The organism is Lysobacter sp. CA196, from assembly GCF_052078695.1.
Lineage (GTDB): Bacteria > Pseudomonadota > Gammaproteobacteria > Xanthomonadales > Xanthomonadaceae > Lysobacter.
The window spans coordinates 1-23,776 of record NZ_JBQJIN010000031.1 but is presented as its reverse complement, the minus strand read 5'-3'; the positions used below and the strand labels follow the sequence as shown (position 1 = coordinate 23,776).

General features: G+C 68.0%; 14 protein-coding genes. 12 read left to right on the top strand and 2 right to left on the bottom strand.

The features are described 5' to 3' along the window. The first annotated feature begins 137 nt into the window (after positions 1-137). A complete protein-coding gene (locus ACTOWK_RS20270) occupies positions 138-3,080 on the top strand; it encodes a collagenase (RefSeq protein WP_441331897.1) in 2,943 nt (980 codons plus the stop codon). Between the two features lie 96 nt (positions 3,081-3,176). Here ACTOWK_RS20270 and ACTOWK_RS20265 read toward each other — a convergent pair whose 3' ends face one another. Beyond that, positions 3,177-4,145 carry a LysR family transcriptional regulator gene (locus tag ACTOWK_RS20265; RefSeq protein WP_031371358.1) on the bottom strand — a complete coding sequence of 323 codons (969 nt, stop codon included), beginning with the start codon at positions 4,143-4,145 and terminating at the stop codon, positions 3,177-3,179. Between the two features lie 149 nt (positions 4,146-4,294). Here ACTOWK_RS20265 and aceB point away from each other — a divergent pair, with 149 nt between their 5' ends. The 4 genes from aceB (at position 4,295) to ACTOWK_RS20245 (ending at position 11,660) form a co-directional block, all read left to right on the top strand. Next, on the top strand, positions 4,295-5,929 hold the full coding sequence (aceB, locus tag ACTOWK_RS20260; RefSeq protein WP_441331896.1) for a malate synthase A: 1,635 nt from the start codon (positions 4,295-4,297) through the stop codon (positions 5,927-5,929). 143 nt (positions 5,930-6,072) lie between these two features. Further along, positions 6,073-7,374 (top strand): isocitrate lyase, encoded by a 1,302-nt coding sequence (aceA, locus tag ACTOWK_RS20255; RefSeq protein WP_441331895.1) that lies wholly within the window; start codon positions 6,073-6,075, stop codon positions 7,372-7,374. Positions 7,375-8,061: 687 nt separating this feature from the next. Next, entirely contained in the window at positions 8,062-9,099 is a 1,038-nt protein-coding gene (locus tag ACTOWK_RS20250) for a GGDEF domain-containing protein (protein WP_441331923.1), read from the top strand. 23 nt (positions 9,100-9,122) lie between these two features. Continuing rightward, positions 9,123-11,660 carry a putative peptide modification system cyclase gene (locus ACTOWK_RS20245; protein ID WP_441331894.1) on the top strand — a complete coding sequence of 846 codons (2,538 nt, stop codon included), beginning with the start codon at positions 9,123-9,125 and terminating at the stop codon, positions 11,658-11,660. Between the two features lie 131 nt (positions 11,661-11,791). On the opposite strand, the gene ACTOWK_RS20240 is transcribed toward ACTOWK_RS20245, so the two are convergent. Then, positions 11,792-12,148 (bottom strand): NHLP-related RiPP peptide, encoded by a 357-nt coding sequence (locus ACTOWK_RS20240; RefSeq protein ID WP_441331893.1) that lies wholly within the window; start codon positions 12,146-12,148, stop codon positions 11,792-11,794. A gap of 299 nt (positions 12,149-12,447) precedes the next feature. Between ACTOWK_RS20240 and ACTOWK_RS20235 the strand changes: the two genes are divergently transcribed. The 7 genes from ACTOWK_RS20235 (at position 12,448) to ACTOWK_RS20205 (ending at position 22,923) form a co-directional block, all read left to right on the top strand. Continuing rightward, the gene (locus ACTOWK_RS20235) at positions 12,448-13,644 is read left to right on the top strand and encodes a putative peptide maturation dehydrogenase (RefSeq protein WP_441331892.1); all 1,197 of its coding nucleotides are present in this window, start codon (positions 12,448-12,450) and stop codon (positions 13,642-13,644) included. Between the two features lie 96 nt (positions 13,645-13,740). Continuing rightward, positions 13,741-14,814 (top strand): NAD(P)H-dependent flavin oxidoreductase, encoded by a 1,074-nt coding sequence (locus ACTOWK_RS20230; protein WP_441331891.1) that lies wholly within the window; start codon positions 13,741-13,743, stop codon positions 14,812-14,814. Positions 14,815-15,165: 351 nt separating this feature from the next. After that, positions 15,166-17,556 carry a PAS domain-containing protein gene (locus tag ACTOWK_RS20225; RefSeq protein WP_441331890.1) on the top strand — a complete coding sequence of 797 codons (2,391 nt, stop codon included), beginning with the start codon at positions 15,166-15,168 and terminating at the stop codon, positions 17,554-17,556. A gap of 625 nt (positions 17,557-18,181) precedes the next feature. Continuing rightward, positions 18,182-18,832, top strand: a complete 651-nt coding sequence (locus ACTOWK_RS20220; RefSeq protein WP_441331889.1) for a hypothetical protein — start codon at positions 18,182-18,184, stop codon at positions 18,830-18,832. Between the two features lie 572 nt (positions 18,833-19,404). Then, complete coding sequence (locus ACTOWK_RS20215; protein ID WP_441331888.1) at positions 19,405-19,815, top strand: VOC family protein; 411 nt, start codon at positions 19,405-19,407, stop codon at positions 19,813-19,815. A gap of 248 nt (positions 19,816-20,063) precedes the next feature. Then, a complete protein-coding gene (locus ACTOWK_RS20210) occupies positions 20,064-20,291 on the top strand; it encodes a hypothetical protein (RefSeq protein ID WP_441331887.1) in 228 nt (75 codons plus the stop codon). 229 nt (positions 20,292-20,520) lie between these two features. After that, on the top strand, positions 20,521-22,923 hold the full coding sequence (locus ACTOWK_RS20205; protein WP_441331886.1) for an ATP-binding cassette domain-containing protein: 2,403 nt from the start codon (positions 20,521-20,523) through the stop codon (positions 22,921-22,923). Positions 22,924-23,776 lie beyond the last annotated feature (853 nt).

Sequence of the window (23,776 nt, the reverse complement as noted above, 5' to 3'; positions counted from 1 at the left end):
TCACCGAGCAAGGAGAGCAGCCCTCATCCACTCGTCCGACCGTCGATGACTTTCCGCAATCCGGAGCCACGGACCCGATCGCCAGGCCGCACGCATGCCGCCGCATCGGGCCCGACGTCCAATCAAAGGAGAATGCGATGTCTTTTGCACCCAAACCGGGGCCGACCCAAGCCCTCATGCTTGGCGCCGTCGTTACCGCCGTCAGCTTTCTGAGTTATGCCTTGCCCTGGGCCGCGCCGAACGGCGCATCCGCCGAATCGAGCCCGGTATCGAGTTCGATATCGAGTGCGGTCGCGGCCATGCCGCCGCACACCGCCAACCTCGGCGCCAATCTCGTAGCCGGCAATAGCGCGGCCGCGCAGACCGCCGCCGCACGCGTCGCCGCGGTACGCAAGGCGCCGGCAACCGAACGGCAGATCTTCGGTGCCCACCAGCAAGACCGCGCCGCCGAACCTTCGCTGCGCATTCCCTATCAGCCCCTGCTGCGCGAGCGCGCCGACAGCGAGTACGACCGCGCCGATGCGCGCCGCGACATCCTGCAGCGGCCGTCGTTGGCGAAGTTCAGCGCGCGCAGCCTGCAGGCGGCCGCGGCGGCCTGCGACCCCAACCAGTTCGCCAGCCTCAGCGGCGACGCCCTGGTCGCCGCGGTCAAAAGCGCCGACACCGATTGCATCAACCAGTTGTTCGGCCTGAGCGGCACTACCGCCTACGGCACTTTCCGCGAAGCGCAGATGGTGACCGTCGCCAACGCCCTGGCCACGTCCGCGCGCAACTACAACGGCACCAACGCCGGCAGCACCCTGCAACTGGTGCTGTTCCTGCGCGCCGGTTACTACGTGCAGTTCTACGACACCAGCGTCGGCAGCTACGGCGCGCCGTTGAAGAATGCGATCCGCCCGGCCCTCGACGCCTTCGCCGGAAACGCGAACTTCGGCCTGGTCAACGATGTGCACGGCGAAACCCTGGCCGAGTTCGTCACCCTGATCGACAGCTCGATCGAGAACGCGCGCTACCTGTACGTGGTCAAGCGCCTGCTCGACAGCTACAACAGCAGCTACAACGCGTATTACTGGATGAAGGTGGCGGTCAACAACGCCTACAACGTAACCTTCCGCGGCCACCAGGACGAGGCGTTCCGCACCGCGGTGCAGGCCGATCCCTCGATCGTCGACACGCTGTACAACTTCGCCAATACGCATTTCTCGATGCTGGGCCAGGCCGACGACTACCTGGTGGCCAACGCCGGCCGCGAAATCGGCCGCTTCCTGCAGTACACCGGCAACGTCAAGAGCATCGCCCAGTCGCGGGCGAAGACGTTGCTCGACCGATCCTCGGTGTCGGGACCGACCGCGCGTCTGTGGGTCGGCATCGGCGAGATGGTCGATTACTTCGACAAGGCCAACTGCGGCTACTACGGCCTGTGCGACTTCAAGGCCCGGGTCGACGCGGCGGCCTTGCCGGTCCGCCACACCTGCAGTCCGACCCTGCGCCTGCGCGCGCAGTCGATGACCACGGCCCAGTTGGCCGATACCTGCGCGATCGTCGCCGGCGAAGAGACCTATTTCCACCGGACCCTGGCCACCGGCGGCGTGCCGGTCGCGAACGACCAGAACGCCGCGCTGGAAATGGTGGTGTTCGACAGCAGCACCGACTACGGCATTTATGCCGGCGCGCTCTACGGCATCAACACCAATAACGGCGGCATGTACTTGGAGGGCAACCCGGCCGCGACCGGCAACCAGGCGCGCTTCATCGCCTACGAGGCCGAATGGATGCGGCCGCAGACCTTCGAGATCTGGAACCTCACCCACGAGTACATCCATTACCTTGACGGCCGCTTCAACATGTTCGGCGACTTCAACGCGGCGATGAAGCAAAAGACCGTGTGGTGGGTCGAAGGCTTCGCCGAGTACATGTCGTTTTCGTATCGCAACCTGGCCAACACCGCGGCGCAAAGCGAGGCCGCACGCGCCACTTACGCACTCAGCCGGGTCTACCAGAACGACTACAACAGCGGCCAGAACCTGGTCTACCGTTGGGGCTATCTGGCGGTGCGTTTCATGTTCGAGCAGCGCCGCAGCGAAGTGAACAGCATCCTGGGCTACTTCCGTCCCGGCAACTACACCGGCTATGCCACCTTCATGGGCGGCATCGGCGGCAACAACGACGCTGCCTTCCGTGCCTGGCTGCCCTGCGTCGCCACGCCGGACGGTCCCGGCTGCGGCGGCACGCCCAATAAGCCGCCGGTGGCGGGCTTCGGTCATGCCGCCAACGGTCTGACGGTGAACTTCAGCGATTCGTCTTCCGACCCCGACGGCAGCATCGCCTCGCGCGCATGGAAGTTCGGCGACGGCACCAGCTCGACCGCCACCCACCCGAGCAAGACTTATACCGCCGCGGGCACCTACACCGTGCAGCTCACGGTCACCGACAACCGTGGCGCGACGGCGACCACCAGCAAGTCGGTCACGGTCAGCGGCGGCACCGGGAACACCCCGCCGGTGGCGGCGTTCACCACCCGCATCGAAGGCCTGAAGGTGAGCTTCACCGACGGCTCTTCCGATGCCGACGGCAGCATCGCTTCGCGCGCGTGGAGCTTCGGCGACGGCACCAGTTCGACCGCGACGAATCCGGTCAAGACCTATGCCGCGGCCGGGACTTATGCGGTGCAGCTGACCGTGACCGACAACCGCGGCGCCCGCACCACGGTCGCCAAGAGCGTGACGGTGAGCAGAGGCGGCGGTCTGCCGGAATGCAGCGGGGCCGACACTCGCGAGCTCGGCAGGAACTGTTCGCGCAGCAACCTGGCCGCCTCGGCCGACGGCTATGTCTATATGTTCGTGAACGTGCCGCAGGGCACCACGCAGTTGCGCATCACCACCTCGGGCGGCACCGGCAATGCCGACCTCTACGTCAACACGATGGGTGCCTGGGCCACGCGCTCGGCGCACAACTATCGTTCGACGGCGAGCGGCAACACCGAGACGTTGACCGTCAACAACCCGCCGGCCGGCTACGTGTTCGTCAGCCTGCACGGCGCGACCGCCTTCAGCGGCGTGCGGCTGAGCGTGCAGTACTGAGTTCGGTTGAGGTTGCGGTAGCAACGGCGGGGCGGGGGCGCGAGCTCCCGCCCCGTCGTATTCGCCCGATCGGCAACGAGCGATCAGCTGCCGCGATCAGCGATCGGACTGACCGGTCGCGTAGTAATCGCCGCGCACGAACAGGTCCGGCTGGATCAGCTCGGTGAAGGCGCGCGCCTGCGGCGACAGATACTTGCCTTTGCGCACCACCACGCCGTAGCTGCGCGACGGGAAATACTCGGCCAGCGAGCGCGCCGACAGCCGCGCGCGGTCGGCGTCGGTCAGGCAGATCGCGGTGACGATGCTGATGCCGAGCCCCATCGCCACGTATTGCTTGATCACCTCCCAGCCGCCGACTTCGAGCGCGACCGTGTACGGCACCCGGTTCTGCTGGAACACCACGTCGACCATGCGGTAGGTGGTCAGCCGCTGCGGCGGCAGGATCAGGCCGTAGGGGCCGAGGTCCTGCAGGGTCAGGGTGTCGAGCTTGGCCAGCGGGTGATCGCGCGGGGTGATCAGCATCGGCTCGAAGCGATAGACCGGGGCGTAGCTGAGGTCGCCGGGCACGTCGAGCATCGAGCCGACGGCCAGGTCGACCGCGTCCGAGCGCAGCAGGTCCAGGCCGCCGGCGCCGGTGACGTTGTGCAGGGTGAGGCGGACCTCGGGATGGGCCGCGCGGAAGGCTTCGACGATCTTCGGCAGCAGATACAGGATGGTCGAACTGCCGGCGGCGACGTTGAGCTCGCCCGCGTCCAGGCCGCGGATGCGTTCGCGGAAGGTGCCGTCGAGGGCGTCCAGGCCTTCGACCAGGGGCCGGGCCAGTTCGTACAGTTCCTGGCCTTCGCGGGTCAGGGCCAGGCGGCGGCCGCTGCGCTCGAGCAGGCGCACGCCCATCTCGCGTTCCAGCGCCTGAAGCTGAAGGGTGACTGCCGGCTGGCTCAGATAGAGCGCCTCAGCAGCTCGTGAGACTGAGCCCAGGCGCGCGGTCTGGCAGAAGGCGCGCAGCGGCTTGAGCCGGTCGCCTTTGTAAGCAAATCGCGGACTTAGGCTGCGTGTCGTGGCCACTTGAGAACTACATATAAGTTACTCAAATGATATGCATTGAAAAAACTTGATTGTCAAATACAAGACGCCAGCGCATGGTCTGGGGCAAGAGGCCGGCTCGTCGGGAGCCGCCAGATCCCCACCAAGGATGATCCCCAGGAGTCGCACCGATGTCGGCAGTGATCGCGCAATGGCAGCAACCGCAACAGGAGCAACGTCAGCCGGGTGACGGCATCGAGCTCACGGCCACCCTGGCCGGACAGGAGCAATTGCTGACCCCGGCCGCCCTCGAGTTCCTCGCCGGGCTGCACCGTCGTTTCGAGCCCGTGCGCCAGGCCCGCCTCGCCGCCCGCCGCGAGCGCCAGGCCTACTTCGACGCCGGCGGCCTGCCGGACTTCCGCGACGACACCGCCGCGATCCGCGCTGGCCACTGGCGCGTCGCGCCGCTGCCGACCGCCTTGCTCGACCGCCGCGTCGAGATCACCGGCCCCTGCGATCCGAAGATGGTCATCAACGCCCTCAACTCGGGCGCCAAGGTCTACATGGCCGACTTCGAGGACAGCACCGCACCGACCTGGGCGAATCTGCTGACCGGCCAGCGCGCGCTCAAGAAGGCGGTCGCCGGCACCCTCGACTGGATGGCTCCTGACGGCTCCAGGCACTACACCCTCAAGCCGTTCGAGGAACAGGCGGTGTTGATGGTGCGCCCGCGCGGCTGGCACCTCGACGAAAAGCATGTGCGCGTCGACGGTGCGCCGATCTCCGGCGGCCTGTTCGACCTGGGGCTGTTCGCCTTCCACAACGCCGCTGCGCTGGTCGCCAAGGACCGCGGCCCGTATTTCTACCTGCCCAAGCTGCAGTCGATGGAAGAGGCGCAGCTGTGGAACGAGGTGCTCGACCACGTCGAGCGCGCGCTGGGCCTGGCCGCCGGCCAGATCAAGGTCACGGTGCTGATCGAGACCCTGCCGGCGGTGTTCGAGATGGACGAGATCCTGCACGCGCTGCGCAGCCGCATCGCCGGCCTCAACTGCGGCCGCTGGGACTACGTGTTCTCCTACCTCAAGACCTTCCGCGCGCACCGCGACAAGGTGCTGCCGGAACGCGGCCAGGTCACCATGACCCAGCCGTTCCTGCGTGCATATTCGGAACTGTTGATCCAGACCTGCCACAAGCGCGGCGCGCATGCGATGGGCGGCATGGCCGCGCAAATCCCGATCAGCGGCGACGAAGCCGCCAACGAGGCCGCACTGGCCAAGGTGCGTGCCGACAAGCTGCGCGAAGTCACCGCCGGCCACGACGGTACCTGGGTCGCGCACCCGGCGCTGATCCCGCTGGCCATGCGCATTTTCGACGAGCGCATGCCGACCCCGCACCAGCAGCACGTGCTGCGCGACGACGTGCTGATCATCCGCGACGACCTGGTCAAGCCCTCGTTCGGCACCATCACCCGCAGCGGTTTCGAGGGCAACGTCGAAGTCTGCGTGCGCTACCTCGCCGCCTGGCTCGAAGGCAACGGTTGCGTGCCGATCCATTGGCTGATGGAAGACGCCGCCACCGCCGAGATCGCCCGCACCCAGCTGTGGCAGTGGCTGCACGCCGACGGCTTGTTCCTCGACGACGGCACGCCGCTCGACTTCGCCTTGCTCGAACGCGCCCTGATCGGCCTGCCGAGCAAGCTCGCCGACCGCATGAAGCTGCCGGGCGGCAGCAAGCTCGACGAAGCCATCGCGATGCTCGACGCGCTGACCCATGCCGACACGCTCGCGGAGTTCCTGACCCTGCCGGCCTACGAACGTATCGACTGACCCGTTTTTGGGGTAGGAGCGGCGCCAGCCGCGACCGTGGCACCGCAACTACGTCGCCAACCCGAGGACGCGGCTAGCGCCGCTCCTACCCACAACCACACCACACCCCACGTCACACGACCCATACGTAAGGAATCGAAGTCATGAGCCACACCCTGCCGACCGCCGATCAACTCCGTAACGACTGGGCCTGCAACCCGCGTTGGGCCGGCATCACCCGTCCGTACTCGGCCGAAGACGTGGTGCGCCTGCGCGGCACGGTGCCGGTCGAGCATTCGATCGCCAAGCTCGGCGCCAACAAGCTGTGGAAGTCCCTGCACACCGAAGACTTCGTCAACGCGCTCGGCGCGCTGACCGGCAACCAGGCCATGCAGCAGGTCAAGGCCGGCCTCAAGGCGATCTATCTGTCGGGCTGGCAGGTCGCCGCCGACGCCAACATCGCCGGCGAGATGTACCCCGACCAGTCGTTGTACCCGGCCAACTCGGTGCCGCAGGTCGTGCGCCGCATCAACAACACCCTGCTGCGCGCCGACCAGATCCAGTGCTCGGAAGGCGGCGGCGACGTCGACTTCCTGCAGCCGATCGTGGCCGACGCCGAAGCCGGCTTCGGCGGCGTGCTCAACGCCTTCGAACTGATGAAGGGCATGATCGAGGCCGGCGCCTCGGGCGTGCATTTCGAAGACCAGCTCGCCTCGGTCAAGAAGTGCGGCCACATGGGCGGCAAGGTGCTGGTGCCGACCCGCGAAGCGGTCGAGAAGCTGGTCGCCGCGCGCCTGGCGGCCGACGTCATGGGCGTGCCGACCCTGATCGTCGCGCGCACCGATGCCGAAGCCGCCGACCTGCTGACCGCCGACATCGACCCGAACGACCAGCCCTTCGCCACCGGCGAGCGCACCGTGGAAGGTTTCTACAAGACCCGCAACGGTCTCGACCAGGCGATCAGCCGCGGCCTGGCTTATGCGCCTTACGCCGACCTGGTGTGGTGCGAGACCGGCAAGCCGGACCTGGAGTTCGCGCGCAAGTTCGCCGAGGCCATCCATGCCAAGTTCCCGGGCAAGCTGCTGGCCTATAACTGCTCGCCGAGCTTCAACTGGAAGAAGAACCTCGACGACGCGACCATCGCCAAGTTCCAGAAGGAAATCGCCGGCTACGGCTACAAGTTCCAGTTCATCACCCTGGCCGGTTTCCACAGCCTCAACTACGGCATGTTCAACCTCGCCCACGGTTATGCGCGCCGCCAGATGAGCGCGTTCGTGGAACTGCAGGAAGCCGAGTTCGCCGCCGCCGAGAAGGGCTTTACCGCGGTCAAGCATCAGCGCGAGGTCGGCACCGGTTATTTCGACGCGGTGACTCAGACGATCCAGGGCAACCAGTCCTCGACCGTGGCGCTGAAGGGTTCGACCGAGGAAGAACAGTTCCACGACGACAGCAAGGCCGCCGCCTGAGCCGTCGTCCGCACGTCGCAAGGGGATAGGGACGAGGAAGGGCTCCGCAAGGGGCCCTTCTTCGTTGTGGGGGCGTCGCGGCGGCGTCGGTGACGCGCGCATTTCGACGCGCACTTCGATCCGTGCGGCAGGCGACAGTGGCCTGGCGCCCCAAGCCCGCACGTCGTCCAGGTCGATGCTCCGCCGAGCTACCCCGACAGCCGGCGTGCACCGTCCCGTCCTTCTCTTGTGCGTCGCTTGGAGGGGCCGGCGATCGCGAGAACAGACCAGGCACCGGAAACGAGTGGCGGATCGCGCAGGCCGAGGCTCGAGCCGAGCCGGACCCAGGCCGGACGGTCGCGCGGCGACCGCCGCTGGGGTCCGGTGGTCGCATATAACCAATTGGTCTATGTCGGTGTGCGGCCGGGCGAGGGCAGGGGCCGGAGCCGCGCATGAACAGGCCGCCGCGACTTTGCCGCGGCCGGCGCTTTTAGCGAAAACCCCTAGTTGCGCGGTGTTTCCTTTGCGTAACGCTTGGTCGCCGCTGCCACGCTATTGCAACGTATCGACCGCGCAATGGGCCGCGGAGATCGGCGCGGGGCTGGCCGTTTCGGCCCCAAACCCGCGTTAGCAGTTCAGACCAGATGCTATCCTGCTGGTGGAACCCCACAGGATGAGGGGTGTGGGGAGATCGGGATGAATCGCGACATGGCGGTGCCCTCGATGGGCCGCGAAACCGACAACTCGACAGCGACCGCGGCGCCAACGGACGTGGCTATGGCCGTGCTGACGCCCGGCGAATTCGAGCTGTTCGCCGAGATCGGGCGGCCGCGCCGGGTCGAGGCCGGGCAGGTGCTGTTCCGCCGCGGCGAACTCGGCACCACCATGTTCGTGATCGCGCGCGGCGCGATCGTCCTGGACTTCGGCGACGACCTGGTCACCAAGCGCCTGAGCGTGCGCGAGTTCTTCGGCGAGCTCGGCCTGCTGATCGGCGACCACGCCCGCAGCGCCGACGCGATCGCCGCCACCGACGGCCTGCTGGTCGAGTTGCGTCACGAGGAGTTCCAGCGTCTGGTCGATCGCGACCCGTCCCTGGTTTCGTATTTCCTGCGCCGCGCGATCATGCGGGTGGTGCTCAACGAACAAAGCCTGATCCGGCGCCTGCGCCGCCGCAACCAGGACCTGGAAGCGGCGCTCGACAGCCTGTACGCGACCACCCACCAGCTCAACCAGACCGAAGAGCTGATCCGCACCGACGACCTGACCGGCCTGTACAACCGTCGCGGCCTGACCCTGCACCTGCAGGAAAGCCGCAGCGTCGGCATGCCCGACACGATGGGCCTGATCCTGATCGACTGCGATCGCTTCAAGCAGGTCAACGACGACCACGGCCATCTGGTCGGCGACCGCGTGCTGCAGAGCGTCGCCAACATCCTGCGCTCGGTGGCCGGCCCCGAGGACATCGCCTGCCGGCTCGGCGGCGACGAGTTCTGCCTGCTGGTCGCGGCCTCGACGCGCCAGGACGTGATGCGCTTCGCCGACTTCATCGTCTCGACCGTGCACGGCCTGCTGCTGATCCCGCAATCGCCGCCGACCATCTGTCCGGTCAGCGTCGGCGCCTGCCTGGTCAGCGCGAAACACGAATGGAATGACTGGTATGCGCACGCCGACGGCGCGCTGTACCAGGCCAAGCGATTGGGCGGCAATCGCGTGCATTGGCAGGACGCGGAACTGACGTCGGCATGAGCCGCGTCGACAAGGATGCCGTCATGAACGACGCCCACCGACCCAACGCCGACGGGCCGCAATTGCGGACGTTGTTGCTGACCGACCTGTGCGATTCGACCACCCTGGTCGAACGGCTCGGCGACGGTCCGGCTGCGTCGTTGTTCCGCGAGCACGACCGCCTGGTGCTGCAGTTGCAGCAGCGTTGGCGCGGCCGCCTGATCGACCGCTCCGACGGTTTGCTGCTGCTGTTCGAGCGGCCCATCGACGGGCTCGGTTTCGCCCTCGACTATGCCCGCGGCCTGCGCGAACTCGGCGCGCCGCGCAAACTGATCCTGCAGGCCCGCGCCGGCCTGCACGTCGGCGAAGTGCTGACCTGGCGCAACAGCGACGAGGCGGTGCGGGTCGGCGCCAAGCCGGTCGAGGTCGAAGGCCTGGCCAAGCCGATGGCGGGCCGCTTGATGGCGACCGCGCGTCCCGGCCAGATCCTGCTGTCGGCGATCGCCGAGCCGCTGGCGCACCGCGCCGCGCGCGAGCTCGGCGAACGCGGCCAGCAACTGTTGTGGAAATCGCACGGCCGCTGGCGCTTCAAGGGCGTGCCGGAGCCGCAGGAAATCTACGAAGTCGGCGAGCCCGGCATCGCGCCGTTGCGGGCGCCGCCGAACGGGCCCAAGGCCTGGCGCGACATTCCCTTGTGGCGGCGTCCAGCCGCGCTGGCCGCCGAAGTCGCCTTGCTCGCGATGATCGGCACCGGCGTGTGGTTCGCGACCCGGCCGCAGCCGGCGATCGCCTTCAACCAGCGCGACTGGGTGGTGGTCGGCGACCTGCGCAATCTGACCGGGCAGAGCGTGCTCGACGATTCGCTGGAACAGGCCTTCCGCATCAGCCTGGAGCAATCGCGTTACGTCAACGTGCTGTCCGACCTCAAGGCGCGCGACACCCTCGACCGCATGCAGCGCAAGGTCGACACCGTGCTCGACCGCGCGGTCGCTTCGGAGATCGCGCTGCGCGACGGCGCGCGCGCGGTGATCCTGCCGACGGTGGCCGAAGTCGGCGGCCGGGTGCGGGTCAGCGCAGAGGTGATCGACCCGCACACCCAGACCACGGTGTATGCCGAGTCGGCCGACGGCGTCGGTGCGGCCTCGGCGCTGACCTCGATCGACGAGGTCACCACCGCGCTGCGCGGCAAGCTCGGCGAAGCGCTCAAGAGCATCGACAAGGATTCCGAACCGCTGCCCAAGGTGGCGACCGGCAACCTCGATGCGCTGCGCGCCTATGCGCTCGGCAGCAAGGCCTACGCCCATCGCCAGTTCGACGAGGCCCAGCAGTACTTCCAGCGCGCGGTCCAGATCGACCAGAACTTCGCCCTGGCGCACATGGGCATCATGCGTGTCTACGTCAGCAACGCCGACACCGACAGCGCGCGGCCCTACCTGGAGCGCGCGCAGGAACTGCGCGACCACCTGACCCCGCGCGAAGCCCTGTATCTCGACGCCTGGGCGGCCGAGTTCGGTCCGCAGCCCTCCTTGCATGCGCCGGGCAAGTGGAAGTTGCTGGCCGGGGTGTATCCGGATTACTTCGCCGGGCGCTATCAATACGCCTGGTCGGAGTTCCTCGCCAACCGCTTCGACAGTGCGCTGGCCGCGACCACCGCCGCGACCGCGCCGCAGGAGCCCTTGCGCAACGTCGCCTTCGAGCTGGCCGGGCGCATCCACCTGTCGCAAGAGCGTTATGCCAAGGCACTGGATTCGTTCAAGCAGGCCGAGCTCAGCGGCCACTACGCGCCCAACCGCCGCCATGCCTCGGCGTTGGCGGCGATGCGCCGGTTCGACGAGGCCAACCGCATCCTCGATTCGCTGACCGAGCAGGGGCATGTCGTCAGCGGGAACTTGGTCGACCAGTTCGAGCGCATCGCCGTGCCGCTGGACCAGGGCCAGTACGCCAAGGCCGCCGAAATCGCGCGCGAAGCGGCGCGGGCCTCGCGCAGCGCCAGCATCCTGGTCCGGCATCCGCTGCGCTTCACCGACTTGGTCGTGCGCAGCGTGTCCGGCAAGGACCCGCCGGCCTCGGCCGAGATCGAGCTGTTCGCCGACTCGGTGCTGGCCGATGCCGGCAAGCCCAACAGCGCCGATCAGGACGACCTGGCCTTGAATGCGTTGGCCGCGCTGCGCCTGGCCCAGCGTCAGGGCGACCGGGCCCTGGCCGAACGCCTGTTGCCGCGCGTGGTCAAAGCGGTGAACGGCAGCGGCAGCGGCCTGTCGCGCAAGCTGTTGCAGGTCGCGCGCGCCGAGCAGTTGCGCCTGGCCGGCAAGCCCGACGAGGCGATCCGCGAATTGCGCGGCCTCAGCGACGGCAGCGAACCCTTCCAGGCCCACGTTGCCTTGCGCGACGCCTTGCTCGCGGCCGGCCGCAAGGACGAGGCCACGACCGAAACCCGTTGGATCGCCGCCCATCGCGGCCGCGCTTACGCCGATCCGGCCGGCGGCCAGGTGTATCTGGCGATGAACGTCGCCGATGCTTCGGCGGCGCAGCGCGATATGGCGAAAGCCGCCGCCGTCGCTGCGATCAAGCCGGGCGGCTGACCCGCACGGCGGCGCTGGTCTGCGCGGATGCGCAGGCCGGTCGATTCGAACTGGTGCTCCGAACTGGTGTTTGCCGACCGATACGATCGGTCAGCGCGACGGCAGGCCCCCGCCTCCCGTCGCGCCTGCACTCAAGCCAGAGTGCTGCCGCCCGAGCCGCCGCCGAGGCTGGCCTGGACCTGGCCGACTTCGAGCATGAACACCACCGTATGCGTGCCGGTCGCGGTCAGGTTGCCGCGCAGTTCGTCGCGCGCAGCCTGCACTTCTTCCTTGCTGGCCAGCGAGTTGACCCGCAGGCAGCTGGCGCCGGCCAGCGCGGCCTGGGTCTGCTGCGGCGCGAGGCCGAGGCTGTTCTGCAATGCGGCGCCGGGATCCTTGGCGAATTCAGTGCGGAACTTGTCGTCCGAGCTGAGCAGATCGAGCAATCGGTCGGCGATTTCGGGTGCCAGCGGCGGGTGCCCGTTCTGTTGATTCTTATCGATAGACATCTGTTTCCCCTTGTGAAGACCCGTTGCGGGCCTGTCTGCGGCCGAATTTATCGCTGTTGGGGAGCGGCGAACAGCATCCGCTCACCCGCGTAGCACGCAAAAACGCAGAATCGCCGGCCATTCGAGTGCTCGCATGGCCGGTCGGCGCTGAGTATGCGGCGCGCGCGCCGTACCTGTTCAGCTGCGACGCGCACGCTGGAAGGGCGTCGCCGCGATGGGCATGATACGGAGCCCGCGTGACCGGCCGGCGGCGATCCGCCCGCCGCGCCGCGATCATCGCCGCCGCCCAGGGACTCTCGATGCGCATCCGCCGCTGCTCCGTGCTTTTCCTCGAGCCGCGCGAGCGGGTGGCTTTCGATCTGTCGTCGCTGCTGTCCGGCGGCGCCGGCCTGTCGCGCCATCTGCGTTGGCTTGCGCTCGCCGCCCATCTCGACGGCGAGGTCGAGATCGACGCCGGACAACGCGAACTGCTCGGACGCCTGAGCCCGAGCGACTGGGTCGAAGCCAGTGGGTTGAGCGCGGCCGAGGACGCGGCGCTGGCGCGATTGCTCGACGCCGGCCTGGTGCTGTGCGAGGCGGCCGATGCGAGTGCGCAGCGCATCGCCTGCCGCGAGCGCGACGAACGCCTGCGCAGCGGCCATTGGTTTGCGCCGGCGGCGATGCTGCATCGTCTGGCGCGTTGGCAGGGCCTGGACGCCGTCGCCGCGATGGACGCCAACGAGCTGCATACCGTGGCCGACCTGCGCCGCAAGCTCGGCGCGCCGCCAGCGCCGGTGCTCGAACATTGCCCGCCCGAGCAACGCATCGGCTTGCCGCGGACCGACGGCAACGAGTTCGATGCGCTGCTCGCGCGCCGCTCCACCTGCCGCAACTTCGATGCCGCGCGCCCGCTGTCGCAGGCCTTGTTCGCGCACATGCTGCAACGGGTGTTCGCCGCGCAGGCCCTGGTCAAGGTCGACGACGACACCGTCTTCCTCAAGAAGCACACGCCGTCCGGGGGCGGCCTGCACGCCACCGAGGCTTATCTGATCGTGCAACGCGTCGACGGCGTCGAGCCCGGGCTGTATCACTACCACGCGATCGATCACGCGCTCGAACCCTTGCCCGCACCGCAGGCGCCGCTGCACGAATTCGCCCTGCGCGCGCTGGCCGGGCAGCACTGGTTCGCCGATGCGCCGGCGATGGCGGTGCTGACGCCGCGTTATGCACGCAGCTTCTGGAAATACCGCCAGCACGCCAAGGCCTATCGCGCGCTGGTGCTCGACAGCGGCCATCTGTCGCAGACCCTGTACCTCAGTGCGACCGAGCTCGGGCTCGGTGCGTTCGTGACCTCGGCGATCAACGAGGTCGACATCGAGCAAGCCTTCGGCCTGGACCCACTCGCCGAAGGGCCGCTGGCGATCTGCGGCTTCGGTTGGCGCGGCGAGCGCATGGCCAATGCCGAATTCGACCCGGCCGGCGCGGTCTGGGGCGAGCGTGCAGCGCCGGATCGGTGAGGCGCTGCAACGCAGCGTGCCAACCGGCGTCGCGACGCTCGTCGTCGGCCAGTGTCATCCTGGCGGCCTCGCATCTACCGTTTGAGGCACGACGCCATGTGGCCCGACCGTCGTATCCAGGACTTGTTCGGCATCGAGCTGCCGATCGTGCAGGCGCCGATGGCCGGCCCGACCCTCGCCGACATGGTGATCGGCGCCGCGCAGGCCGGTGCGCTGGGTTCGCTGCCTTGCGCCCTGCTCGGCATCGAACAAGCCCATGCGCAATGCCGGCTGATCCGCGCCGCGACCGATCGGCCGCTCAATCTCAATTTCTTCTGTCATCGCCCGGCGCCGCCCGATCCCGCGCGCGAGTCGGCCTGGCGCGAGCGTCTGGCGGTCTACTACCGCGAGTTCGGCCTGGACCCGGCGATGCCGGTGCCGACCTCGAACCGCACCCCGTTCGACGACGCTTACTGCGAACTGGTCGAAGAGGTGCGGCCCGAAGTGGTCAGCTTCCACTTCGGCCTGCCCGAGCCGCGGCTGCTCGACCGCGTGCGCGCGGCCGGCGCGCGCATCGTGTCCTCGGCGACCACCGTCAGCGAAGCGCGTTGGCTGCAAGCGCGCGGCTGCGACGCGATCATCGCCCAGGGCGCCGAAGCCGGCGGCCATCGCGGGCTGTTCCTCGGCGAAGACACCGAGGTCTCGACCCAGGTCGGTTTGTTCGCGCTGCTGCCGCAGGTGGTCGATGCGGTGCGGGTGCCGGTGATCGCCGCCGGCGCCATCGGCGATGCGCGCGGCATCGTCGCCGCGTTCGCGCTCGGCGCCGCGGCGGTGCAGATCGGCACCGCCTATCTGTTCTGCCCGGAGGCGAAGCTGTCGCCGCTGCACCGCCAGGCCTTGGCTGAAGCACGCGACGACCAGACCGCGCTGACCAATCTGTTCACCGGGCGTCCGGCGCGCAGCATCGTCAACCGCCTAATGCGCGAGCTCGGGCCGATGTCGACGGTCGCGCCGGCGTTCCCGCGTGCCGGCGGCGCGCTCGCGCCGCTGCGCGTGCAGGCCGAGGCGGCCGGCGCCGCCGACTTCATGTCCCTATGGTCGGGGCAGGCGGCGCGGTTGGGCCGCGCAATGTCGACCTATCAACTGACCCGCACCCTCGCCGAGGAAACCCTGACGCTGCTGCGGCGTTGAGCGTCGCAGGCGTCGCGCTGCGCGGTTCCGGTCACGAAAACTGAGAACCTGAACCGGTTGCCGCGCCTGTTGGGCGATGCGCCGCGACTGCTAAGCTCGGCCGAACCGCCGGACGGCGTAGCGAGGCTCGGCGCAAGCGGGCAGGCTTCGCCGTCTCCCGGGCAGCGATGCCGGCGGCCGAATTCCGCAGGTCGTTCCGTCGTCGGCCACCGATCGCTGCGGACCGGCATGGGGCTGAGTTTTTCCCGGGGCTGATCGAAGCTGCAGGGGAACGCGACGGGCATGCGCCCGCTACCGGCGCATGCGAACGCTGGCGTTCGCCTCGTGCCGGGATCGGATAAGGATGGTCTGATGCGTTTGTCGTGTTCTGCCTCGCGCCCGAACCGCGAAGCCGAAGTGAGCACCGGATCGAAGCGCCGCCGCGCTTGGGCGATGCTGGCCCTGCTGCTGGTGTGCGAGTGGTCGTGGGCGCAGGGCGTGTTGGTCGGTTGCCCGGGCGCCACGCCGGCGCGTGCGTTGCCGGAACCGGCGCTGTGCCTGCAGCGGGCCAAGCTGGCGCCGGCGCAGGCCGCCGGCGAGAGCGGGGTCAAAGCCTTGTTCGCGCAGGCCAAGGCGCAACTCGATGCCGGCCATATCGAGGACGCCGAGCGCTCGCTCGATTGCGCCGAGGCGGTGATCGGCGGCGAAGGCGATGCCGGCTTGCGCTACGAACTGGAGCGGCGGCGCGGCATCCTCGATTTCCGCCGCGAATGGATCCCGCAGGCGCTGGCCCGGTTCGAATGCGCGGCGAGCCTGTCGAGCGCGCTCGACGATTCCGCCGCGACCGCGCGCGACCTCAGCAACGTCGGCGCCGCGCTGCGTCGCCTCGGCGACTTCCGCGGCGCCTTGCGCAGCCTGACCGCCAGCCTCGATCTGCAGCGCACGCGCGGCGAGGTGTCTGGCGCGGTTTCGAACAACATCGCCGACGTCTACCGCGAACTGCGCGAAACCGACACGGCGATGCGCTATTACCGCGAGGCCCTGGCCTCGTACCGGGGCAAGGACGAGCCGGTCGAAGCCGCGCACGTGCTGGAGACGATGGCCGAGGTCGCGCTCGACAGCGGCGACGCGCAGCAGGCCTCGGCCTGGCTGCAGGAAGCGCTGGGCGTGTACCGCGCAGGCGGCAACCGGGTTTACGAATTGCGCGTGCACGACGGCCTGACCCGGGTCGCACTGGCGCAGGGCGACCTGGCCCAGGCGCAGCGCTGGAGCGCTGCCGCGCTGGCCCTGTCCGACACCTGGAAACTGCCGTTGCCGCCGGCGCTGCAGCTGCAGCTCGCCCGTACCGAGCAGTTGTCGGGCGCCACCGCGGCCGCGGCGACGCGCTTGCGCGAAACCCTGGCGACGACGCCCGAAGGCGACCCGATGCGGGTGCCGCTGCTGCAGGAATTGGCCACCGCTCAGGAACGCGCCGGCGATGCGCCGGCCGCCAACGCCACCTTGCGCGATGCCTACAGCAAGGCGATCGCGCTGGCGCACGCGCAGCACGACCGTCAGTTGGACTGGCTGCGGATCCGCTTCGAATCGGCCGAGCAGCAACGCACCATCGCCGCGCTCGAAAGCGAAAACCGCCTGCGCAGCGCGCAGTTTCGCCAGCGCACCCTGCTGTTGGGCTTCGCCGCGGCGCTGGCGGTCGCGGTGTTGCTCGGTTTCCTGCTGTTGCAGCAGCGTCGGCATCAGCGCGCGCGTTTGCGTGAAGAGGCGCAGCGCGTCCGTCATGAAGAAGAGCTCGCCCGTTATCGGCGCGAAGCGGATGCTTTGGCCGAAGACCGCAGCCTGCTGCAAGGCTTGCTGGACAGCCGCGACGAGCCGCTGTGCCTGCTCGATGCCGAAGGCCAGGTGCTGGCGGTGAACCGCGCCGGCCGGCTCTGGCTCGGGGCGGGCGAGGACGAGGCCCTGGTCGGGCAGCCGGTGTCGGCGTTCGTCGGCGAAGCCGGCCGCGCCGCCCTGGCCTCGGCGCTGGAGCGGATGGAGGACAGCGCTGCGCAGCGGCTGCGGATCGCCGCACGCGACGGCGCGCCCTTGGTCGCCACGCTCGAACCCTGGTCGGGCGGCGACGGCCTGGTCCTGCTCGCACCGCAGGATCGCGAAATCGCTGCGCCGCCGTCGCCGTCGGCGGATGAGGTCGTTGCCGAGCCGGCCGACGACAGCGTCGAGCCCTCGGTGCGCGACGGTTTTCGTCGCAGCCTGGTCGAGCTGATGCTGGCCTCCATCGAGGCCTGGGAACGCACGACCGGCACCAGCCGCCTGGAGTTCGCCGAGAAAAGCCGGATCTGGCGGGTCAACATCGACGACGGCCGGTTGCGCGCGCGCGCCCTGGAGCGCTATCTCACCGTCGCCAAGCTGCCGCGCAACCCACGCTGGCGCGACGTGCTGCGTTCGGCTTATTTCGTGCTCGGCCGTTGCGACGGGCTGGCGCCGAAGCCCGCATCTCGCTGCAGCACTGCGTCGATGCGGTGCTGGCCTATACCCGGCGCGACGCCCTGGTCTGACCGGCGCGACGTTCCCTGTCGCGTCGGTCAGTGGAACGCTGGTAGCGCCACTCAAGGGGCACTCAGGGTTTGGGCGGACAGACCGCGCAGGCGCCGCTCAGGCCCTGCTCGAGCCGATAGCGCTCGTGGTGGCTGCCGTCCAGGTACTCCTTGGGTCCGATCACGAACGGCACGGCGTCCTTCAACGGCGCGACGATCTTGCAATAGCTGAGGATGGTCGCGGTGGCGGTGTCCCAGTCGTCCTCTTTCTCGACGATGCCGCACTTGTTCATCAGCTCGTGCAACTGCGGGCCGTCGAATTCGAACTTGGCGACGATCTTCGGCGTTTCTCTTTCCTTGACGCACCAATCGGCCGGCACGACTTCGTGCGCACGGCCGGCGAGGGGCGATACGAGCAGAACGCCGAACGCGAAGGAGACGACTGCGCGGGACAGGGACATGGGCGATCCGTAGAAAGGGGTACGACCCAGAGTAGGGGCAGCGATGAGGCGGATGCCAGTTCGGTCGCGGGTATAAAACGGGAATCAATTCGGCTAAGGCCTTGTTTCTTATAGCATCGCGCCTTCGCTGCGCGCGGCGAGGGCCGGTGCTCTGCCCTGCGAAACCGCTGACGCCTGCGCCGCAACTGGTCCCGCGCCGCTTTCGACCCGCCTCGCTCCCGCCATGGCCCGGTTTCGTCCTTGGCGGCGGCGGCGGCGCTGCCTAGCTTGGATTCGGCGCCACACCAGCGCCAAGACGCCGGGGAACGGGTGCCGCTTCCCCAGGCGTCGAGTCCAGGCACGGCATGCCAGTCCGTGCCAAGCCCTCCGAATCCATCACCTCGCAAGGAATCGCCAATGAAGTCGAAGTCTCTCGCCGCTGCAGTCGTCCTGCTGTTGGGCAGCACCTACGGTGCATCGGCATTCGCCGCCGGCAACCCGGTCGACACGGCCGGCATCCAGCACAACATGTACCTCGGCTGCCTGCTCGACACCGGAGCGACCCAGGCCACCTCCCTGGCCTATGTGGTCGACAAGTGCGGTTTCGACGCCGGCATGTCGACCGAGCAGTTCGTCAAGACCAACCAGCCGATCCTCGAGATCGAACCGACCACGCCGCTGGCGCAGAAGATGGCGTCGCAGCGCGCTCGTTACAGCGCCTACGAGTTCTCCTTCTTCGAGCGTATCGACCAGGTCGTCGCCAAGGCCGCCGACCTGGACCAGGCCGATGCCATGTTCGCCGAACTGGAAGCCGAAGCCATCGCCCAGCTCGACGCCAAGTCGCGCAATGGCAAGGCCATCCTCGGCGGACTCAGCGTCGCCCGTCATTCGAGCCAGTTCTGGGCCAAGCACGTGGCCGAGACCGGCGGTGTGTCCAGCACCGGCAAGCGCCGTTGGTGGCACTGGGTGATCATCGTGGCGGTGGACGTCGGCGGTTACCTGCTGTCGGAGAACGTCGGCACCGCGGCCAGCGCCTCCAACACGGCTAACGAGATTCTGACCCCGTAAGCGAGGTTCGGCCTCGACCGGGTGCGGGCGATCCATCGCCTCGCAGATTCGCCGCGCCCGACCTCGAAGGACGAAACCAGCCCGGCTGCAGGAATGCGGCCGGGCTGTTTCGTTTGCGGAGACAACGCGTCCGCATGCGTCGCGAGCGGCCCGGGGCGCCGAGTCGGGTCGCCGCGAATGCCGATGCGGCAGCGAATCCGAGGGCCAACCGGTCATCGCCGGCGGCTTGAGCCCCTCGCTGCAGCGTGGCAGGATCGCGCGGGTGACGACGGCGCGCGGCCTGATCGCGAACTCGCGCAGCCCCACATGCCACGCAGAGGGCGTCGCTGTACCGGTGCCGCGTAGGCATCGTCCGATCCGTTTCTACGCCGGCGACCCAGCGCCGGACGCTTTCCGCCCTGGCCGTGGCGAACCGGCCGATGCAGCGCTCGGCCTCCGACGGCATCAGGGCGGCGGCGACCGCGCAACCCGGCCGCGGCGAAGCAGAAATCGAATCGATCAGGAATCGAGAAGCGCCGAACCCGAACCGCACCTAGCATGACGGCTCCTAACCAACCCACAGGACGACTGCCATGAACATCAATATTCACGCATGTTTCCTCCCGCACAACGATGCGGACGCGGCAATGACGTTCTACCGCGACACGCTCGGCTTCGAAGTGCGCAAGGACGTCGCCTACGGCGGCATGCGCTGGATCACCGTCGGCCCGGTCGGCCAGCCCGCGACCTCCATCGTCCTGCATCCGCCGGCTGCCACCCCCGGCATCACCGACGAAGAGCGCCGCACCATCGCCGAAATGATGGCCAAGGGCACCTACGCCATCATCACCCTGGCCACCCCCGATCTCGACGGCACCTTCGCACGCCTGGAAGCGGCCGGCACCGAGATCGTCCAGGAGCCGATCGACCAGCCCTACGGCGTTCGCGACTGCGCGGTGCGCGACCCCTCCGGCAATTTGATCCGCATCAACCAGCTGGGCTGAGCCGCCGGGCGAATGCCGCCATGATCCGCAGCGAAGTCGCCAACACGGCCACGAACCTCGGTATGGACGCCGCGCCGGCCTCGACACGGCCGGCGTTCGCGTCAACGCGACACCGTAACCGCGACCACGCATCGATCTCGACCGCTCGACGTTGCCGTCGATTGCCGCCACACGCTTCCATCACCGACTGAGCGCGTCCGCCCGGCAATCCGCCGGGGCCGGATGGCCAGTCTTCGCAGGAGGTCCTCGTGAACTGGAACAAATGGATTCGGCAGATCCACCGTTGGCTCTCGATGATCTTTACGGTGACCGTGATCGCGACTTTCATCGCCCTGGCGCAGGAAAAGCCCATCGTCTGGGTATCCTACGTGCCGCTGGCGCCGCTCGCCTTGCTGCTGCTTTCCGGGCTGTACCTGTTCGCGCTGCCGTATGCGAACAAGTGGTTCGGCAAACGCGGCGGCGCAAGCGGGTCGTAAACCGCGCGTGCTCGCCGCGCATCGGATGGCTTGAACGGTGGCCGGCTCTGCCGGCCGCTGTGTCGATTCGACGCAGCATCGCCGCAACCGCGGCGATGCTGCGGGCCATGAGTCCAGTAAGGCCCCAACCAGTTGGAACCGTGCCGCCGAGCGCGGCCCGCCAGACCGTCCCAGCCAGACCGCGCCGCCGCAGACCGCGCAGGCGCTCCGCCCCACCGATGGAGACACGATGAGCAAGTCCACGAGGAAGACCACGCCGTCGTCGGCGCCGCACGCGGCCGACCGCCACGACCTGATCCGCGTGCAGGGTGCGCGGGTGAACAACCTCAAGGACCTGAGCGTCGAGTTGCCGAAGCGCCGCTTGACCGTGTTCACCGGCGTGTCCGGTTCCGGCAAGAGTTCGCTGGTGTTCGGCACCATCGCCGCCGAATCGCAGCGCTTGATCAACGAGACCTACAGCGCCTTCGTGCAGGGCTTCATGCCGTCGATGGCGCGGCCCGAAGTCGACGTGCTCGACGGCCTGACCACGGCGATCATCGTCGACCAGGAGCGCATGGGCGCCAACGCCCGCTCCACCGTCGGCACCGCCACCGACGCCAATGCGATGCTGCGCATCCTGTTCAGCCGCCTCGGCAAGCCGCACATCGGTTCGCCCAACGCGTACTCCTTCAACGTCGCCTCGGTGCAGGCGGTCGGCGCGATCACGGTCAAGGGCGAAACCAAGCGCCAGACCTTCAACCGCACCGGCGGCATGTGCCCGCGTTGCGAGGGCATGGGCCGGATCTCCGACATCGACCTGACTCGGTTGTACGACGACAGCAAGTCGATCAACGACGGCGCGATCACCATCCCCGGCTACAGCATGGACGGTTGGTACGGCCGCATCTACAACGGCTGCGGGTTCTTCGACCCCGACAAGCCGATCCGAAAATTCACCAAAAAAGAGCTGCATGATCTTCTGCACAAGGAGCCGACCAAGATCAAGGTCGACGGCATCAACCTGACCTATGCCGGGTTGATCCCGCAGATCCAGAAGTCGTTCCTGTCCAAGGATGTCGACGCGCTGCAACCGCATATCCGCGCCTTCGTCGAGCGGGCGACGACCTTCAGCGCCTGTCCCGACTGCGGCGGCACCCGCCTCAGCGAAGCGGCGCGTTCCTCGAAGATCGGCAAGATCAATATCGCCGACGCTTGCGCGATGCAGATCAGCGACCTCGCCGGCTGGGTGCGCGGCCTGAAGGAACCGTCGGTCGCGCCGCTGCTCGCCAAGTTGCTGCATACCCTGGATTCGTTCGTCGAGATCGGGCTGGGCTACCTGTCCCTGGAACGGCCGTCGGGCACCTTGTCGGGCGGCGAAGCGCAACGCACCAAGATGATCCGCCACCTCGGCTCGTCGCTGACCGACGTCACCTATGTCTTCGACGAACCCACCATCGGCCTGCACCCGCACGACATCCAGCGCATGAACGAGTTGCTGCTGCAACTGCGCGACAAGGGCAATACGGTGTTGGTGGTCGAGCACAAGCCGGAAGCGATCGCCATTGCCGACCACGTTGTCGACCTCGGCCCCGGCGCCGGCTCGGCCGGCGGCACGGTCTGCTACGAAGGCACGGTCGAGGGCCTGCGTGCCAGCGACACCCTGACCGGCCGCCATCTCGACGACCGCGCCTCGCTCAAGCCGAACGTGCGCAAGGCGCGCGGCCAGTTGAAGATCCGCGGCGCCAGCAAGCACAACCTGCGCAAGGTCGACGTCGATATTCCGCTCGGCGTGCTGTGCGTGATCACCGGCGTGGCGGGTTCGGGCAAGAGCTCGCTGGTACACGGCTCGCTGCCGGCCGACGAGACGGTGGTGTCGGTCGACCAGGGCGCGATCCGCGGCTCGCGCCGCAGCAACCCGGCGACCTACACCGATCTGCTCGAACCGATCCGCAAGGCCTTCGCCAAGGCCAACGGGGTCAAGCCGGCCTTGTTCAGCGCGAACTCCGAAGGCGCCTGCCCGACCTGCAACGGCGCCGGCGTGATCTACACCGACCTGGCGACCATGGCCGGCGTGGCGACCACCTGCGAGGACTGCGAAGGCAAGCGCTTCGAAGCCTCGGTGCTGAAGTACAAATTCGGCGGCCGCGACATCAGCGAAGTGCTGGCGATGCCGGTCAGCGAGGCCGAAGCCTTCTTCGGCGCCGGCAAGGCGCACACGCCGGCCGCGCACGCCATCCTGCAGCGGCTGGCTGACGTCGGCCTGGGCTACCTCAGCCTGGGGCAACCGCTGACCACGCTGTCCGGCGGCGAGCGCCAGCGCCTCAAACTCGCCACCCACATGGCCGAGAAGGGCGGCATCTACATCCTCGACGAACCGACCACCGGCCTGCACCTCGCCGACGTCGAACAACTGCTCGGCCTGCTCGACCGCCTGGTCGACTCCGGCAAATCCGTCATCGTCATCGAACACCACCAGGCAGTGATGGCGCACGCCGACTGGATCATCGACCTGGGCCCCGGCGCCGGCCACGACGGCGGCCGCATCGTCTTCGAAGGGCCCCCGGCCGAGCTGGTCAAGGCCAAGTCGACCCTGACCGGCAAGCATCTGGCGGAGTACGTCGGCGCTCGCGCAAAGGCGTCGAAGAAGTCCTAGGACGTGTGGCTTGAGTCGTCATCGCGGCATGAAGCGGCTCAGACAACGGTGGTTGCTCTAAGGATAGGAGCGGCGCAAGCCGCGACCGCGCTGCCCGAACCTCGCGGCGTTCCTGGCCGTAGCCTCCTGTAGGAGCGACGCAAGTCGCGACATCGTCCTGCCGGCCTCCGGCGCAGCCTTCAAGCAAGAGCAAAGCTTCCGTCCGCTGACGCGGCCGGGTTACTTTCTTTTGCTGGCCCAAAAGAAAGCTAACCAAAGGGAGGCCTTCCTTGACGAAGCTCCCCTGCGAGTTCGCAGCTATCGCCGGGATTTTTCGATAGGACATCCTTGTCCTATCGAAAAACGGCGCACGTCCTGTGCGCCGCCCTCCGGGTCTACGATTGCATTGCGAGTTTGGAACTGCGCCAAGCTTTAACGGCAACGGCAACGGCAACGGCAACGGCAACGGTGACCTTCCACTGTAGGAGCGGCGTGAGCCGCGACCGCGAATCCCGGGTGGGGCGTGTCTTCCGTTGACGACGTAAAATTCCATCCTTGGCACGGTTTTGGCCTTTGCTGTTGCTGCGCGTCGCTTGGCACTAGCGAAGGCAATAGAAAACCCGGAGGGCGGCGCGCAGGGATGCGCGCCGTTTTTCATCGGGACAAGGATGTCCCGTATGAAAAATCCCTGCGGAAGCACCGAGCGCGCGGGCCTGTGATTCAAAACAAAGCATTTTTCTTTGGTTAGCACTGTCAACGTCTAAGTGCAGCAAACGAATCGAAGACACTCTGACGAACTTTCGCTGCTAACTCCGGCATGCCCAGTTCGCGCAAGAACACCACGGCGGGGAACTGATAGCCCAGCGACGCTCGC